Origin of the sequence: Streptomyces sp. NPDC006207 (assembly GCF_040613835.1) — a bacterium.
Classification (GTDB): Bacteria; Actinomycetota; Actinomycetes; order Streptomycetales; family Streptomycetaceae; genus Actinacidiphila.
Window position 1 is genome coordinate 2,748 of sequence record NZ_JBEXSX010000032.1, and the last position, 15,320, is coordinate 18,067.

12 protein-coding genes and 1 tRNA gene are annotated in these 15,320 nt (G+C 72.9%); 10 read left to right on the forward strand and 3 right to left on the reverse strand.

Annotated elements, in window-relative coordinates; all coding sequences use genetic code 11:
* Positions 1 to 13: 13 nt before the first annotated feature.
* The 3 genes from ABZ312_RS24595 (at position 14) to ABZ312_RS24605 (ending at position 5,498) form a co-directional block, all read left to right on the forward strand.
* Complete coding sequence (locus ABZ312_RS24595; RefSeq protein WP_500438838.1) at positions 14 to 397, forward strand: tetratricopeptide repeat protein; 384 nt, start codon at positions 14 to 16, stop codon at positions 395 to 397.
* A gap of 468 nt (positions 398 to 865) precedes the next feature.
* Positions 866 to 3,553: an FxSxx-COOH system tetratricopeptide repeat protein gene (gene fxsT / locus ABZ312_RS24600; RefSeq protein ID WP_500438807.1), complete on the forward strand. Its 2,688-nt coding sequence runs from the start codon at positions 866 to 868 to the stop codon at positions 3,551 to 3,553.
* Positions 3,554 to 4,001: 448 nt separating this feature from the next.
* The gene (locus tag ABZ312_RS24605; RefSeq protein WP_500438808.1) at positions 4,002 to 5,498 is read left to right on the forward strand and encodes a cellulose binding domain-containing protein; all 1,497 of its coding nucleotides are present in this window, start codon (positions 4,002 to 4,004) and stop codon (positions 5,496 to 5,498) included.
* A 93-nt stretch (positions 5,499 to 5,591) separates the two neighbouring features.
* Here ABZ312_RS24605 and ABZ312_RS24610 read toward each other — a convergent pair whose 3' ends face one another.
* Positions 5,592 to 6,275 (reverse strand): TetR/AcrR family transcriptional regulator, encoded by a 684-nt coding sequence (locus tag ABZ312_RS24610; protein WP_499512030.1) that lies wholly within the window; start codon positions 6,273 to 6,275, stop codon positions 5,592 to 5,594.
* A 260-nt stretch (positions 6,276 to 6,535) separates the two neighbouring features.
* Here ABZ312_RS24610 and ABZ312_RS24615 point away from each other — a divergent pair, with 260 nt between their 5' ends.
* The 7 genes from ABZ312_RS24615 (at position 6,536) to ABZ312_RS24645 (ending at position 12,688) form a co-directional block, all read left to right on the forward strand.
* The gene (locus tag ABZ312_RS24615) at positions 6,536 to 7,420 is read left to right on the forward strand and encodes a phosphatase PAP2 family protein (protein ID WP_500331411.1); all 885 of its coding nucleotides are present in this window, start codon (positions 6,536 to 6,538) and stop codon (positions 7,418 to 7,420) included.
* Positions 7,421 to 7,498: 78 nt separating this feature from the next.
* On the forward strand, positions 7,499 to 8,593 hold the full coding sequence (locus tag ABZ312_RS24620) for a hypothetical protein (protein WP_500438809.1): 1,095 nt from the start codon (positions 7,499 to 7,501) through the stop codon (positions 8,591 to 8,593).
* A complete protein-coding gene (locus tag ABZ312_RS24625) occupies positions 8,584 to 10,131 on the forward strand; it encodes a hypothetical protein (protein ID WP_500438810.1) in 1,548 nt (515 codons plus the stop codon). The genes ABZ312_RS24620 and ABZ312_RS24625 overlap by 10 nt, the downstream gene beginning before the upstream one ends.
* A complete protein-coding gene (locus ABZ312_RS24630) occupies positions 10,128 to 11,453 on the forward strand; it encodes an AAA domain-containing protein (protein WP_500331416.1) in 1,326 nt (441 codons plus the stop codon). The genes ABZ312_RS24625 and ABZ312_RS24630 overlap by 4 nt, the downstream gene beginning before the upstream one ends.
* A 76-nt stretch (positions 11,454 to 11,529) precedes the next feature.
* The gene (locus ABZ312_RS24635) at positions 11,530 to 11,901 is read left to right on the forward strand and encodes a DUF8844 domain-containing protein (protein ID WP_499512035.1); all 372 of its coding nucleotides are present in this window, start codon (positions 11,530 to 11,532) and stop codon (positions 11,899 to 11,901) included.
* Between the two features lie 112 nt (positions 11,902 to 12,013).
* Entirely contained in the window at positions 12,014 to 12,562 is a 549-nt protein-coding gene (locus tag ABZ312_RS24640) for a bifunctional DNA primase/polymerase (protein ID WP_500438811.1), read from the forward strand.
* A 53-nt stretch (positions 12,563 to 12,615) separates the two neighbouring features.
* Positions 12,616 to 12,688: transfer RNA gene (locus tag ABZ312_RS24645), tRNA-Lys, on the forward strand.
* Between the two features lie 72 nt (positions 12,689 to 12,760).
* On the opposite strand, the gene ABZ312_RS24650 is transcribed toward ABZ312_RS24645, so the two are convergent.
* Together ABZ312_RS24650 and ABZ312_RS24655 are read right to left on the reverse strand one after the other, a co-directional pair.
* The gene (locus tag ABZ312_RS24650) at positions 12,761 to 13,993 is read right to left on the reverse strand and encodes a M6 family metalloprotease domain-containing protein (RefSeq protein WP_500331420.1); all 1,233 of its coding nucleotides are present in this window, start codon (positions 13,991 to 13,993) and stop codon (positions 12,761 to 12,763) included.
* Positions 13,994 to 13,997: 4 nt separating this feature from the next.
* On the reverse strand, positions 13,998 to 15,248 hold the full coding sequence (locus ABZ312_RS24655) for a M6 family metalloprotease domain-containing protein (protein ID WP_500331433.1): 1,251 nt from the start codon (positions 15,246 to 15,248) through the stop codon (positions 13,998 to 14,000).
* Between the last annotated feature and the right edge of the window lie 72 nt (positions 15,249 to 15,320).

Sequence of the window (15,320 nt, forward strand, 5' to 3'; positions counted from 1 at the left end):
CCTCGCTGTCCATCTGGCTGGGCTCGGTGAGACAGAGCAGGCCCGTGCGTTGAGCGAGGACGCCCTGGCCCGGCAGCGCCGTGTCCTGGGTGAGGATCACCCCGACACCTTGCGCACCGCCTCCAACCTCGCTGTCCATCTGGCTGGGCTCGGTGAGACAGAGCAGGCCCGTGCGTTGAGCGAGGACGCCCTGGCCCGGCAGCGCCGTGTCCTGGGTGAGGACCACCCCGACACCCTGGCCACCGCCTCCAACCTCGCTGTCCATCTGGCTGGGCTCGGTGAGACAGAGCAGGCCCGTGCCCTGGGCGAGGACACCCTGGCCCGGCGCCGCCGTGTCCTGGGTGAGGACCACCCCGACACCCTGCGCACGGCACGCCTGGTGGACGGCCTCAGTTAGAGGCACGTCAGGCCCACTACCTCATGACGTGCGCAGACCACGGCGAGTGTCGGTCGTCGCCAGGGTCGGGCCTACGGGGAGACCTTGCTGGCCAGCCGGTACCGGGCTGCAAGCCCCGATTCCCCAGGTGTCCCCCAGCAGGGGGCCAACTGGGTGAAACCGCAGGCCAGAAGGGATAGGAAAGGCCCACTGTAGAACGGTCCGTCAAGCGGAAGCACCTGTTCCCTGGATCGAGTGCCTTCTATCTGGCGTGAGACCCCGCTTCCCCGGTGTGTGTAGGTTCTCGGCGACGCCCACCCGGACACTCCGCGGGCCTCGACGACCTCGCCGGGGCGGAAGGGCTGCCCGAGACCCTGTGGCGATCAGCGCGGCTCGCGGCTCCGGGTGTTGTGTGTCGAAGTGGGGGTGGGGTGGGGGGTGGTGGTTCTAGCCTCGGTGGTGGCGTATGGGTGAGGTCGGGGGTGCTGCGTGGACGGTGGGGGCACTGTTGTTGCGGGTGGCGGGCGGTTGTTCGTCAGTTATGCGACGCCGGATCGTGCGTGGGCGGAGTGGGTGGCCTGGCAGCTCGCGGACGCCGGCTATGACGTCGAGTTGGACACCTGGCATTGGGGAGTCGGGGAGAGCTTTGTTCGGCGGATGAACCAGGCGCTGGAGCAAGGGCGGATGGTTGCGTTGTACTCCGCCGCGTATTTCGACCCTGGCCGGTTCACCACGGATGAGTGGACGGCAGTGCTGGCCGCCAGGGACAAGATGGTGCCGCTGCGTATCGAGGAAGTGACCGTCCCGCCCATTCTGAAACCGATCCTCTACCGGGACCTGTTCGGCATGGCGGAGGCGGCGGCTCGGGAGGCGTTGCTCGGGGCGGTGCGTGGCCCGGCCGGCGTGCCGGAGACGAGTCCGGGGTTTCCGGGGCAGCTTGGCGCGGTGGGCAGGTTGCAGCGGGTGGGGGCGACAGGGCCGCGGTTGCCGGGCGGTGGTCTGCCGCGGGTGTGGAACATCCCCGGGCGGAACGCGGGCTTCACCGGCCGGGACGAGGCGCTGCTGAGCACCCGGGTACGGCTGACCGGGGCCGGGACGGTGGCGGTGCTGGCGTTCAACGGGCGGGGCGGGGTCGGCAAGACCCAGTTGGCCATCGAGTACGCCCACCGCTTCAGCAACGAATACGAGCTGGCCTGGTGGATCAACGCCGAAGACCCTGCCCTCATCCCCGACCAGCTCGCCGCCCTCGCAGTGGAGACCGGCGCAGCCCAACCCGACACCCTCATGGACCAGACGCTGGCCGCGTTGAACAGGGAGTTGCGGGGGCGGTCGCGGTGGCTGCTGGTCTTCGACAACGCCGACGACCCCGCCGCGTTGCGGCCGTATCGGCCGGACGGGCCGGGGCATGTGCTGATCACCTCCCGCAACCCTCGCTGGCACAGCCTTGCCGCCCCCATCGGAGTCGACACCCTGCCCCGCCGGGAAGCCGTCGCACTGCTGCGCAGCCGCACTCCGGACCTCAACGACACGGATGCCGACCGGATCGCGCGGGCGCTGGACGACCTGCCGCTGGCCTTGGTGCAGGCCGCCGAGGCCCTGACCGCGTTCACCCCTGACCAGTACCAGAAGCACCTCGCCCGCAATGCCGCTGAGACCGTCGACAATGACGCCCCGCTGGACTACCCGCACTCCCTGGCCGGACAGATCCGCCTCAGCACCCAACGCCTGACCGACCAGGACCCCGACGCCGCCGCCCTCCTCAACGCCTGCGCCCTCCTGGCCCCCGACCCCTTCCCCCTCCACGTCTCCAAATTGCCCGACGACCCCGGCGACAACGCCGTGACCCGAATCCTGGCCAGCCCGCGCACGGTGCAACGGGTGCTGACCGCCCTGGACCGGCACGGCCTGGCCCGCATCTACGCCGGCACCGTCCAAGTACACCGCCTCACCCAAGCCGTCCTCCGCGACCAGCTCAGCGTCGACCAGCACGCCCAAGCCGCCGACAACGCCAGCCGAGTCATCGAAGCCGCCTACCCCGGCGACGCCGCCGACCCCAGCACCTGGCCGCGCTGGCCCGACCTGCTGCCCCACCTGCTGGCTATCGACCCCACCGACCTCACCACCACCAGCGCACGCTACGCGGCCTGTGACGCGTGCTGGTACCTGATGGAACGCGGCCAACCCCACACCGTCCTGCAACGCCTCCAGCGCCTCCACCAGGCATGGGCCAGTACCCTCGGCCCCTACCACGACGACACCCTGGTGGCCGCCAATTACCTGACCCGCGCATACGCCGACACCAGAAACCACGCCGCCGCCCGAACCCTGGACGAGGACACCCTGACCCGACGCCGCCGTGTCCTGGGCGAGGACCACCCCGACACCTTGATGACCGCCACCAGCCTTGCCATCCGGCTGGCCGCGCTCGGCGAGACCGAACAGGCCCGCACCCTCGCCGAGGACACCCTCGCCAGGCAATGCCGTGTCCTGGGCGAGGACCACCCCAGCACCCTGATGACCGCCACCAGCCTTGCCATCCGGCTGGCCGCGCTCGGCGAGACCGAACAGGCCCGCACCCTCGCCGAGGACACCCTCGCCAGGCAACGCCGTGTCCTGGGCGAGGACCACCCCAGCACCCTGACCACTGCCCACAGCCTTGCCATCCGGCTGGCCGCGCTCGGCGAGACCGAACAGGCCCGCGCCCTGGGCGAGGACACCCTCGCCAGGCAACGCCGTGTCCTGGGCGAGGACCACCCCGACACCCTGAGCACCGCCCACAATCTTGCCGTCCGGCTGGCCGCGCTCGGCGAGACCGAACAGGCCCGCGCCCTCGCCGAGGACACCCTCGCCAGGCAACGCCGTGTCCTGGGCGAAGACCACCCCAACACCCTGACCACCGCCCACAATCTTGCCGTCTGGCTGGCCGCGCTCGGCGAGACCGAACAGGCCCGCGCCCTGGGCGAGGACACCCTCGCCAGGCAACGCCGTGTCCTGGGCGAGGACCACCCCGACACCCTGAGCACCGCCCACAACCTCGCCATCGACCTGGCCGATCTCGGCAAGGTCGGGCAGGCCCGCGCCCTAGGCGAGGACACCCTGACCCGGCGCCGCCGCATTCTGGGCGAAGATCACCCCGACACCCTGAGTACCGCCCGTGTGCTGGACGGCCTCAGTTAGAGGCACCTGAGGCCCACTCCCTCATGACGAGCGGAGGCCATGACGAGTGTCGGTCGTCGCCATGGCCGGGCCTACGGGGAGCCGTTGCCAGTCAGCCGCTAACGGGCTGCAAGCCCCGATTCCCGAGGTGTCCCCCAGCAGGGGTTCAAGCGGGTGAAACCGCAGGTCATTAGGGATAGGAAAGGCCCACTGTAAATCCGCCACGGTGACAAGCAGCTCTCCAGCTGTTCGAAAGGGGGGAGCCACCGCGGGAGCCACCGACCGCGGCATCAGGCAGCCGCACCCGTACTGCCACGGACAGCGAAGCCCATCGCAAGTGGCCAGCAGCAGGCGGCGGCGCCCCCTGCCTCAGGCCGTGCTTAGCCTGATCTTAAGCGCGCCATAAGAAGTCGAACGCCCGCACGGAACTGGGCATTTGTCCGAATCGGCATCGCTAGCGTGCGGCCTCATGAGGAACTCACATCGTCGTCGTCCCACCCGCAAGGTCGCCCTCCTCGGGGGCGTGACCGCGGGCGCGGTCGTCGCGGCCGGGGCCTTCGCGCTCGCGGGCTCGGCCCAGGCCGCCACCGTCGGTGCCGCGTACAGCAAGACCAGCGACTGGAGCACCGGGTACACCGGCCAGTACGAGATCACCAATTCCTCGAACGCGACGCTGTCCGACTGGACGCTGAAGTTCGACCTGCCCGCGGGCACGAGCATCAGCTCGCTCTGGAACGCCACCTACACGGCGTCCGGGCAGCACGTGACCGTGCGCCCCGCGAGCTGGAACAAGGACATCGCCGCGGGAAAGACGGCCGAGTTCGGCTTCGTGACCAAGTCCGCCGCGAAGGCGGGCGATCCGGTCAACTGCCGGATCAACGACGTGAAGTGCTCCGTCGACGACGGCGTGACCGCCTCCCCCAGCGGGCGCCCCACCGCCACCGTGAGCCCGACGGCGACCGCCACCCCCACCAGGACGCCGACCGCCACCCCCACGAAGACCTCCTCGCCCACGGCCACCGCGACCCCGACCGCGACCGCGAGTCCGACCTCGGGCACCGGCTCGCCGTCCTCCGCAGGCTTCGCGCCGTACGTCGACACCTCGCTCTACCCGGCCTTCGACCTGCTCGCCCACTCCCGGGCGACCGGCGTCAAGCAGTACAACCTGGCCTTCGTCACCGACGGCGGCGGCTGCACGCCCAAGTGGGGCGGGGTCAGCGACCTGGCGAACGACGGCGTCGCGGCCCAGATCGGCGACCTGCGCAAGGCGGGCGGTGACGTACGGGTCTCCTTCGGCGGCGCGTCCGGCTCGGAGCTGGCGACGACCTGCTCCTCGGTCTCCGCGCTGACCGCGGCGTACGCCAAGGTCGTCGACACCTACAAGCTCACCAAGGTGGACTTCGACGTCGAGGGCGGCGCCATCGCCAACACGGCCGCCAACACCCGCCGGGCGCAGGCCGTCTCGCAGCTCCAGGCGAGCCACAGCGGCCTGGAGGTCTCCTACACCCTGCCGGTGATGCCGACCGGCCTCACCCAGGACGGTGTCGGCCTGCTGGCGGACGCCAGGTCCCACGGTGTGCGGATCACCGCGGTCAACATCATGGCGATGGACTACGGCGCCTCCTTCAGCGGCGACATGGGCGGCTATGCGATCGACGCCGCCACCGCCACCCAGGGACAGCTCAAGGGCGTGCTGGGGCTGTCGGACGCCGCGGCCTGGAAGGCCGTCGCGGTCACCCCGATGATCGGCGTGAACGACGTCACCACGGAGGTCTTCAGGGTCGACGACGCGACGCAGCTGGTGACCTTCGCCCGGTCCAAGGGCCTGGGCTGGCTGTCGATGTGGTCGGGCACGCGGGACAAGCAGTGCCCCGGGGGTGCCAAGAACGTCGCCGACGCGACGTGCAGTTCGATCCTCCAGGAGGCGGGCGCCTTCTCCAAGGCCCTCGCGTCCTACGGCGGCTGAGGCCGCACGCGACCATCCCCCTCCCCCCACACGGGCGCCCCGGCCGGCAGTTCACACCCCGCCCCGGCCGGGGCGCTCCCGTGCGCGCCGCGCTCAGGAGCGGAGCAGGCCGTCCAGCAGCGCGGACAGCCCGGCCTCGTACTGCGCGCGGCCGGACTGCTGCGCCGCGACGAGTTCGGGGGCCAGCCCCACGAGCGAGGGGTAGCTGTCCGGCGGCAGGTCGGCGAGCCGGCTGCGGATCCTCTCGCGCAGCCCGGCCTCGGCCTCCTCGCACTCCGCGCGTTTGCGCCGCACCACCCACAGGGCGGCGCCGACCGTGTACTGCATCAGCGCCACCTGGGCGCGCGCGGCGGCGGGCGGGTCCAGTCCCGCCGTGATCAGCAGGCAGAGCATCCGGTCGATGACGGCGATGGCCTCGTCGCCGCGGAGCGGGCGGCTCGTCAGCAGTTGCAGCGCGGAGGGATGCTCACTGAAAAGCCGGTACACACCGACACAGAGTTCAATAAGCTGCTCGCGCGGCACGCCGGAGCCGGGGGGCATCTCGATCTCGGCGAGCAGCCGTTCGTTGACCGCGTCGATGATCTCGTCCTTGCCCTTGAAGTGGGAGTAGACGGCCATGGTCGCGACGCCGAGCTCCTGGGCGAGCACGCGCATGGTGAAGGCCTCGGGCCCGTGGCGGTCGAGGAGCCCGACCGCGGCGTCGAGGATGCGGTCGGGGTTGAGGGTGTTGCGGGGGACGCGGCGCCGTGGGGAGCGGGCCGGCGGGGTGACAGTCATGAGGGATGTGTGTCCGGTCGGGGGGAATCGTGCGCGAGCGGTCGGAAGGTCGAGCGGTTTCCTTGATTCTCCCGCGTTCCCGGGCAACCCGGGGAGGAAGCGGGGCGTCTTTTCGCACGTCTTCCCGAGCACGGCTCCGTGAATCCAGGACGAATCGGTGGTGAAGGGAATAGTCGGGGGCGCTGCCCGGGTTGCCTAGCGTACGTCGTACGGTAGATCGAAGCGACTCTCAATGGGAGAGATGGGGGGAGAACGGCCGGATGACGATGAGCACCACCGCCCCACGGGCGTCCGCCTACCGGGGCGGGCTCCGCTGGTGGACCGAGCTACCGCTGATCGCGGTGGTCTACGGCCTCTACACCGCGGGCCGCCTCCTCGTACGCGGCGACGTGGGCCGGGCTGTCGACCACGGCATCGCCATACTCCACCTGGAACGCGCGCTCAGCATCGACCCCGAGCGCTCACTCAACTCCCTCTTCAGCCGCTACCGGTCGCTCGGTGTTCCCGCCGACTTCTGGTACGCCTCGCTCCACTACCTGGTCACCCCACTGGTGCTGGTCTGGCTGTGGCGCCGGCGGCCGACCGTCTACCGCTTCGCGCGCACATGGCTGCTGATGTCCACCCTCGTCGGCCTGATCGGCTTCACGCTCATGCCGACCGCGCCGCCGCGGCTGCTGGCCGCAGGTCACGGCTTCGTCGACACCATGGCGCAGTACGGTTCGTACGGCTGGTGGGGCGCGGAGGCGAGCGCGCCGCGCGGGCTGGGCGGGATGACCAACCAGTACGCGGCCATGCCGAGCCTGCACGTCGGCTGGTCCCTGTGGTGCGGCATCATGCTCTGGCGCCATGGCCGCACGCCCTTCGTCCGCGCCCTGGGCGTCCTCTACCCCCTCGGCACGACCCTCGTGGTCATGGGCACCGCCAACCACTACCTGCTGGACGCCCTCGCCGGGATCGCCGTGATGGGGATCGGCTTCCTGCTGGCGCGGCCCGCGCTGCGTGTGGTGGACCTCATACGCGACGGGGCGCGCAGCCGGTTCGCGACGCCGCGGCCCGCCTCCTCCACCGTCGTCGCGACCTCCCGCGACGTCGCCCCGGCGGACGTGGGGTTCCTGCCGGGAACCGCGGTCGAACCGCGGCGCTGACCCTCCGGCGGAGGTCGCGGACCCGCGGCCTCCGCATTGTGGCCCGCGTTGTCGGTGGGGGGTGCGAGACTTGCCCGGGTGAGCACTACGCACGATCTGCGAGAGCGGCTGGCCGCGTTGCGCGGCCCGACGACCGTGCCGCGCCCGATGGACGCGCGCGCCCTGGCGGCGCTCGCCGCGAACCCCGGGTGCCGCCGCCGGGCGCTGCTGGACGCCGCCGGGGTGGACAAGGCGGCGGTGGCGCGCGTCCTGGGCAACCCCGCGCCCTACGGGCAGTCGCAGTTCGCGTTCGTACGGGGCCATGCCTTCGAGGCCCGGGTGAAGGCCGCGGGGTGCGCCGAGCTGCTGCGCCTGCTGGGCGCGCCCGAGACCGCGGACGCCGTGCTGCCCGATCTGTCCGCCCCGGGCCCCGAGGGCCGGGTGGCCCGTACCCGCCTCGCGCTCAAGGAGGCGACCGCGGCGGGCCGGTGGACGCTGCTCGACCACCCCCTGCTCGTGCTCGAGGTCGCCGACTCCCCGGTCTACCTCGAGCCGGACGCCATCGCCGTGCGGCCGGACGGCTCGTGGACGGTGGTGGAGGTCAAGTCCTTCCCGATCCTGGACGGTTCCGCGGACGCCGTGAAGGTCGGCGCGGCGGCCCGCCAGGCCGCCGTGTACGTCCTGGCGCTGGAGCGGCTGGGGTTCGGCACCCCGGAGCACCGGGTGCTGCTGGTGTGCCCCAAGGACTTCTCCAACCTGCCCGCCGCCGAGTTCGTCGACGTGCGCAAACAACTGGCGGTCACCCGGCGGCAGCTGGCCCGGCTGACCCGGATCGAGGAGATCGCCGCCGCCCTCCCCGAGGGCACGACCTTCGACCTGCGGCTCACCGACGACGGACGGACCGCGACCCGCCCCGCCGCGGAGCTCTCCGATGCGGTGGACCTGCTGCCCGCGGCGTACGCGCCCGAGTGCCTGGCCAGTTGCGAGCTGTCCTTCCACTGCCGCGACCAGGCCCGGGCCTGCGGCGCGGTCGAGGTCCTCGGCCGCGGCGTGCGCGGTGAACTGGGCGCCCTGACCGAAGTGGAGCAGGTGCTGGCGGCCGCGCTGGGCACCGAGGGCGATCCGGCGGATCCCGCGGTCGCCGCGCTGCGGCGGGCGCAGGCCCTGCGGGAGGAGGCGCTGGGATGTCGCTGATCTCGGTGCTGGCCCGCGCGGAGGCCATGGCGACCGGCCGGGCGACCCCGCTGGCGACGGTGCGCCACCGCCATCTGTCGGACCGGCCGCTGGTCCTCGTCCCGCTGACCACCGCGGGTGAGGTAGGCGCCCCGCTGGGCGCCCTGGTCGGCACCGACCGGGACGAGCCCCGGCTGCTGGCGGTGCCGCAGCCGCGCGACCGCGATCTGCGCTTCGCCTTCCTGGCCGAACTGGCGCAGGTCGTGCTGCCCTACCTGGAGTCCTACGCGGACGACACGGAGACCGAGCCGGCGACCCGCAACCGGGAGGAGTCGGAGGTCTGCGCCGACGCACCCCAGATCGTGGTCGCGAACACCCCCGCGGTGGAGTACGTGCGCCTGCTCGGCCGCTCCACCCGCTTCCGCCGCACCGCCGAGGACGACCCCGACGAGCCGCACCCGGTCCCCGCCCGGGTGCCGCTGCTCGGCCGCTGGCTCACCCACTACGGGGAACGCGCCCGCACCCCCGGCTCCGCGCTGCTGCTGTCCGCCACCGAACTGCTCACCCGGCACTGGGCGACCGGCCAGAGCAACCTCGAGGACCAGCACCTGGGCGCCCTGCTGGCCTGGATCGAACCCACCGACGGCATGACGGGCATGGAGGCGGCCCGCCGCGCGGAGTCCCACCGCGGCCCGGACGGCCTGCTGACGTTCCCGCCGGCCGGCCCCGCGACGGACCCGGTCTTCGACAACACGGTGCTCGCCCCGGCCACCGCCCGCTATGACGCCGGGATCACCGGGGCCGGCGAGGACATCGCCCGCCTGCTGGCCGCCCAGATGCGCCCCACCTGGGACGCGGTGTGGCGGTCACTGGACCTGCTGCGCGAGCTGCCCGAGGGCGCCCGCGTCGCGGACCGCTGGAAACGGGACCGCTGGTCGTACACCTCCCACCGGGACCGCGTGCGCGCCGGGGAGCCGCCGCAGCCCCGCCGTGACGACGCCGTGTCGGCGGCGCAGAAGCTCGCCGGCCGGGAGACCGCCCAGGTGCGGCTGGAGGCCCAGGAAGCGCTGGACGACCCGCTGGTGATGGCCGGGCGCCGACTGGCCGGCGAGGCCTTCGCGGGCCGGGTGGTCCGGGTGGAGATGGCGATGAGCGAGGGCAAGGTGCCCAAGCCGCGCCCGCTGGTGACGGTCCTCACACAGGACCGGCCGCATCTGGACGAGGACGCGAAGCTCTACCGCGCGCTGACGGACGGCCGTACGCAGCAGGCGCAGTTCGTGGAGTGGGCCGGGCCCGGTGCGGTGCTCCTGCGGGTGGTGAACGGCATGGGCCGCGGCAAGGTCCCCGAGCCCGGCACGGTGCCGGAGGAAGGGGACGAGGTGTGCTGGACGTTGTTCGAGCACGCGCCGCGTGGCGGCGCCGGGCTGCCGGAGCCTGAGGACACCCCGTGGACGCACGGCGGACCCCCGGGCACCGCGGCCGCGAGCGTGACCGCGGGCACGACCGCGGCCGCCGTCGCCGAGAGCCCTGACCCCGCGACCACGGAGGACTATCTGTGAGCCCGGTGAGCGACGCCGCCCGGGCGGCCGGCACCGCGACCGAGCGGATCCTGCACGACACCCTGCACGGGACGCACCGCGGCGTCGTGGTGGACTCGCCGCCCGGCGCGGGCAAGTCCACGCTGGTGGTGCGCGCCGCCCGTGAGCTGGTCGCGGCGGGCGAGACCCTGATGGTGGTCGCCCAGACGAACGCCCAGGTGGACGACCTGGTGGACCGGCTGGCCACCGCCGAACCCGGACTGCCGATCGGCCGGCTGCACGGCAGCGACTCGCCCCCGGACCCGGTGCTCGACCGCCACGAGGCCGTGCTCAAGTCGAGCAAGGCGGCCGACCTCGCCGGGGCCAAGGTGGTGATCGCGACCGCCGCGAAGTGGGCCTTCGTGAAGGACACCGAGCCCTGGCGGCACGCCATCGTCGACGAGGCCTACCAGATGCGCTCGGACGCGCTGCTGCAGGTGGCGGGGTTGTTCGAGCGGGCGCTGTTCGTCGGCGACCCGGGCCAGCTGGATCCGTTCAGCGTGGTCGGCGCCGAGCAGTGGGCGGGGCTGAGCTACGACCCGTCGGCGAGCGCGGTGGTCACCCTGCTGGCCCACAACCCGGGACTGCCGCAGCACCGGCTGCCGGTCTCCTGGCGGCTGCCGGCCTCCGCCGCGCCGCTGGTCTCCGACGCCTTCTACCCGTACACCCCGTTCCGCAGCGGCACCGACCACGGTGACCGGCGGCTCTCCTTCGGCGTGCCCGGTGACGGCTCGGGCCCGGACCGGGTGGTGGACGAGGCCGCGGCGTCCGGCTGGGGCCTGCTGGAGCTGCCCGCACGGCGCACCCCGCGGACCGACCCCGAGGCGGTCCGCGCGGTCGCACTGGTCGTACGGCGGCTGCTGGACCGCGGCGGCGTGGCGGTCTCCGAGCAGGGCACCGCCCCGGTGGGCCCGGACCGGATCGCCGTGGGCACCGCCCACCGCGACCAGGCGGCGGCGGTCCGCGCGGCGCTGGCCGACCTGGGCGTGACCGGGGTCACCGTGGACACCGCCAACCGACTGCAGGGCCGCGAGTTCGACGTCACCGTGGTGCTCCACCCGCTGTCGGGGCGTCCCGACGCCACCGCGTTCCACCTGGAGACGGGGCGGCTGTGCGTGCTGGCCTCGCGCCACCGGCACGCGTGCATCGTGGTGTGCCGTGCCGGGGTCTCGGAGCTGCTGGACGAGCACCCCTCGACGGAGCCCGTCCAGCTCGGGGTGACCGTGAAGTTCCCGGACGGCTGGGAGGCCAACCACGCCGTGCTGGCCCACCTGTCCGAGCACCGCGTGGCCTGGCGGCCGTAACGCGCCGGCCGTCGCCCGGGGCACTCTTGCGCGGGGCGGGACAATGGAAGGCGCTGACGATCCTGGAGGTACGTTCATGTCCGAGCCGCAGTCGGCTCACAGCGCGGCGGGCAAGCAGCCCGCCCCGCGCCTGAAACCCGCCCAGCTGCTGTTCGAGCCCGCCGCCCTGGCCGAGGACGAGGAGCACTTCTTCGACCTGGAGTCCATCGAGGACCCCCGGGAGCTGCTGGCCCGTTCCACGGAGCTCACCCTCGCCTTCCGCGCGGCCGCGGACCGGGCGACGGAGTTCCAGGCCATAGCAGCGGCCCAGCTCGCCGACCCCAAGCGGTTCGACCGGCTGACCCCCGCCGCCATCGGTGCGCAGGCGGGCTGGTCGGAGGACTACGCCAAGCGGATGATCGAGTTCGGCGAGGGCCTGATGCGGGGCGGGGACGCAGCGCTGTCCTGACGACGCACCTGGCATATGCGTTCGGGGCAAGGTACCCGACACATGGCGGGCGTGTCCGGCCTTCGGGCGATGTCGCGTAGCGAAACGTTCACTCACGGTAGTTGTATGGGTCATGAGTGATTGGCAGTGGCACACATGGCCGGGGGGCGTGCCGGAGTCCGCCTCCCACCCATATCCGTACGCGCAGTACCCCACCCCCGACGGGGCCGACTGGCTGGCCTCCGCCAGCGCCTTCCCGCGCAGCGTGCGGGCGCTGTGGTCCGCACGGCCCACGGCGCCCAGCGTGCTGCCCTGCGGGACGGCCTTCGACGCGCTGAACCTGCCGGCCCTGTTCGGACGCCGGGTCCTGGAGCAGCTGTGGTCCTCGGGCCCCGGCTCGGGCCCGGCCGCCATGCTCCGCGGCAGGGTGCTGCTCCTCGCCGAGCCGGGCACCGCCGCACGCCTCCCCGGGCTGCTGACCTGGGAGGAGTGGGGGCTGACGGTGCCGCCGGTGCTCTGCCACGGCGAGGGGGACTCGGTGGCGCTGCCCCCGCCGTACGGCGACACCGGCCACGGGCGCTCCCGCTGGCTGGTCGCCCCCGACACGCGCCGCCCCTGGCTCCCCGGGGCCGACGTCCTGCTGTGGGCCTGCGTCCGGGCGGCCCGCGCGGAGGCCGGTTGATTATCGATTTTCACCCGCCCGCAAGCGGATGCTAATCTCTACGACGTCAGCGAGCGCCGCTAGCTCAACTGGCAGAGCAGCTGACTCTTAATCAGCGGGTTCGGGGTTCGAGTCCCTGGCGGCGCACTCACGGCACAGCCGTTGACCTGGGCGCTCTCCCATCGGGAGGGCGCCTTTCGTCATGTCGGGGCCATGGCCCTAGGGGCCGTCCCACAGGGGGCGCGAGGTGGTGATCCGCACCGTCCAGCCCTCGTCGTCCGGGTCCCGGCCGAGGACGTCGACGGTGAGGCCGCGGCCGCGGTCGGTGAAGCGTGCGCCGGAGGAGAACGGCGCGTCGTTGAGCGCGTTGAAGGTGGCGCTGCTGTACTCGCAGGCGGTGGTGCGCGGATGGGCGTCCTCGACGGTGACGGGTCCGTGTCCCGAGTCGACGTCGGTGCGCACCTGGTAGATCAGCACCCCTTCGCGGCAGGCCTCGCTGTCGTTGCCGCGGGCGGCGCGCGCCTCGATGACGTACGCGCGGGTCCGGCCGAGGGGGATGACGGCCACCTTGCGGCCGCCGGGCACCTCGACCGGCGTGAGGTGCACCGAGCGGGCGCCCGGGTCCCGGACGCAGACGACCTGCCAGTCGTCGAGCCAGCCCAGGCGCCACTTGTGCCAGGCGAAGAGGTCGCCCTGCAGCCCCCAGTCCAGGGACATGCCGTCCCACTGGCCCGCGAGGGTGTCGGTGTGCCCGAAGTCCTCGACGGAGTACAGGTCGGGCAGCCCGAAGGCATGGCCGTTCTCGTGGCTGAGCACCCGCGCGCCGGACTGGTCGTGGCCGTAGACCAGGGAGACCCGGTCCAGGCTCGTGCCGTCGTCGGTGGTGGCGGCCGAGGCGCCGGTCCAGGTCACCGAGAGGACGGCCTGTTCGGCGGGCGGCCCGGCGTTGGGCGTGACGAGGACGTTGACCAGGTCGTACCCGGAGAAGTCGATCTTCCGGTCGGCGACGCGCAGCAGGTCCCGCATCATGGCCGTGTGCGTGCGCCAGCCGTAGCCGCGCCCTATCCCGTACGACGTGAAGGGCTTCGGCATGCGGATGTAGCGCAGCACCGGCGTGGAGACGTAGCGCAGCTTCCCGTACGAGGCGCGGTAGAACCAGTGCCGCACGGCGGGGAAGAACTCGCGGTAGCGCTCGGCGGCGCTGTACGGGGCGGGCTTGTCCGGGAAGTCGACGAGCAGGGTGAGCGCCCGCACCTCGCCGGTGGCGCGGGCGAACTCGCTCCCGTCCGCGCCCCCGAAGCCCTCGGACATCGTGACGCCCGGCGCGGCGCGCAGCGCGCAGGGACGGTCGGCCGGCGGGGCCGCTGCGGGTGCGCCCTCGGTGGCGGCGGTGCTGCCGGCCGCGAAGAGGAGCACCGATGCCAGGACCGCGAGCGCCCGGGGTCCTCGCATCGGCTCAGCCCTGGGTGACCTGGACGGTCCAGGACCCGTCGGAGTGGCGGTCCGCCACGTGGACGTGCGCCGAGCGGCCGAGGGCGTACGTCTCCCCGCTGCGCAGCGGCGCGTCGGCGAGCGGCGGGTACACCGAGGACTCCCAGCAGTCGCCGCTGCCCGGGTGGCCGTCGATGACGTCCACGGGGCCGTCGCCTGACGACACGTCGGCCCGGACGCGGTACATCAGGACGCCCTGGCCGCAGCTGAGGCGGTCGTTGCCGAGGGCGGCGCGGGCCTCGATGGCGACGGCTCCGTCCAGGCCCGCGGGCAGCACCAGCAGCTTGGTGCCGCCGCGCTGCTCGACGGGGCTCAGGCGGAAGGTGTGGGTGCCGCCCTCGGTGACGCAGCGGACCTGCGAGCGCCCGAGCCAGCCCAGCTTCCACTTGTGCCAGGCGAAGAAGTCCGGGGCCAGCCCGAACTGACTGCCCATCAGGTCCCAGTCGCCGACGTGGGTGTCCCAGTCGGCGTTGCTGCCCTGGGGCGGCCGGTAGTAGAGGTCGGGCAGGTCGAAGGCGTGCCCGGTCTCGTGGGCGAGCACGTTGACGTCCGGCGGGTGGCCCTCGAAGACGGTGACGAAGCGGTGCAGGTCCGCACCGTCGACACGGACCGGTCTGCCCAGGTTGACCACCTTGGTGGCGTCCGGGTCGACGCCGGGCGCGTCGGGGTCGGCCACCAGGTAGACGACCCCGTACCGGGAGAAGTCCACCTCCCGGTCGGCCGCCACCACGGCGTCCCGCAGGTAGCGGGCGCGCAGGGCGGGGCTCCAGTCCCGGCCGATGCCGTACGCCGTGGACGCCGCGGGCATGCGCAGCCAGTGCGGCAGGATGCGCGGCCGCAGCCGGAAGGTGCCGTACGAGGCCCGGGCGAAGAAGTCGGCGGTGGCCGGGAAGTGATCGGCCGCCAGTTCGCCGGGGCTGATGGTGGGGGCGGCGTCGGGGAACGCCAGGAACACCATCAGCGCGTCAACGTCGCCACGGGCCCGCGGGTAGGCGGTGTTCCAGGCGCTGACGCCCTCGGAGTGGTGTGCCCGGGTCCGCGGCAGGGCGCACAGCGAGGAGTCGGAGCCCCCGGCCGCGGGGCCGGTGACCAGCGTCCACGCGACGACGGCCGCGAAGACGCTGACGGCGGCGACAGCCGCCCGGAGCCCGTCGGGGGCATGCCCGCGGACGCGCCGGCGGAAGCGCCGATGCGCACGTTTGGGTAGCCCTGACAGCGGCACGTGGACCTCCCGTACGGGGTCGGGACACCCACATCACGCTGCTACGGTTTGCTATGTTTTGCCCTG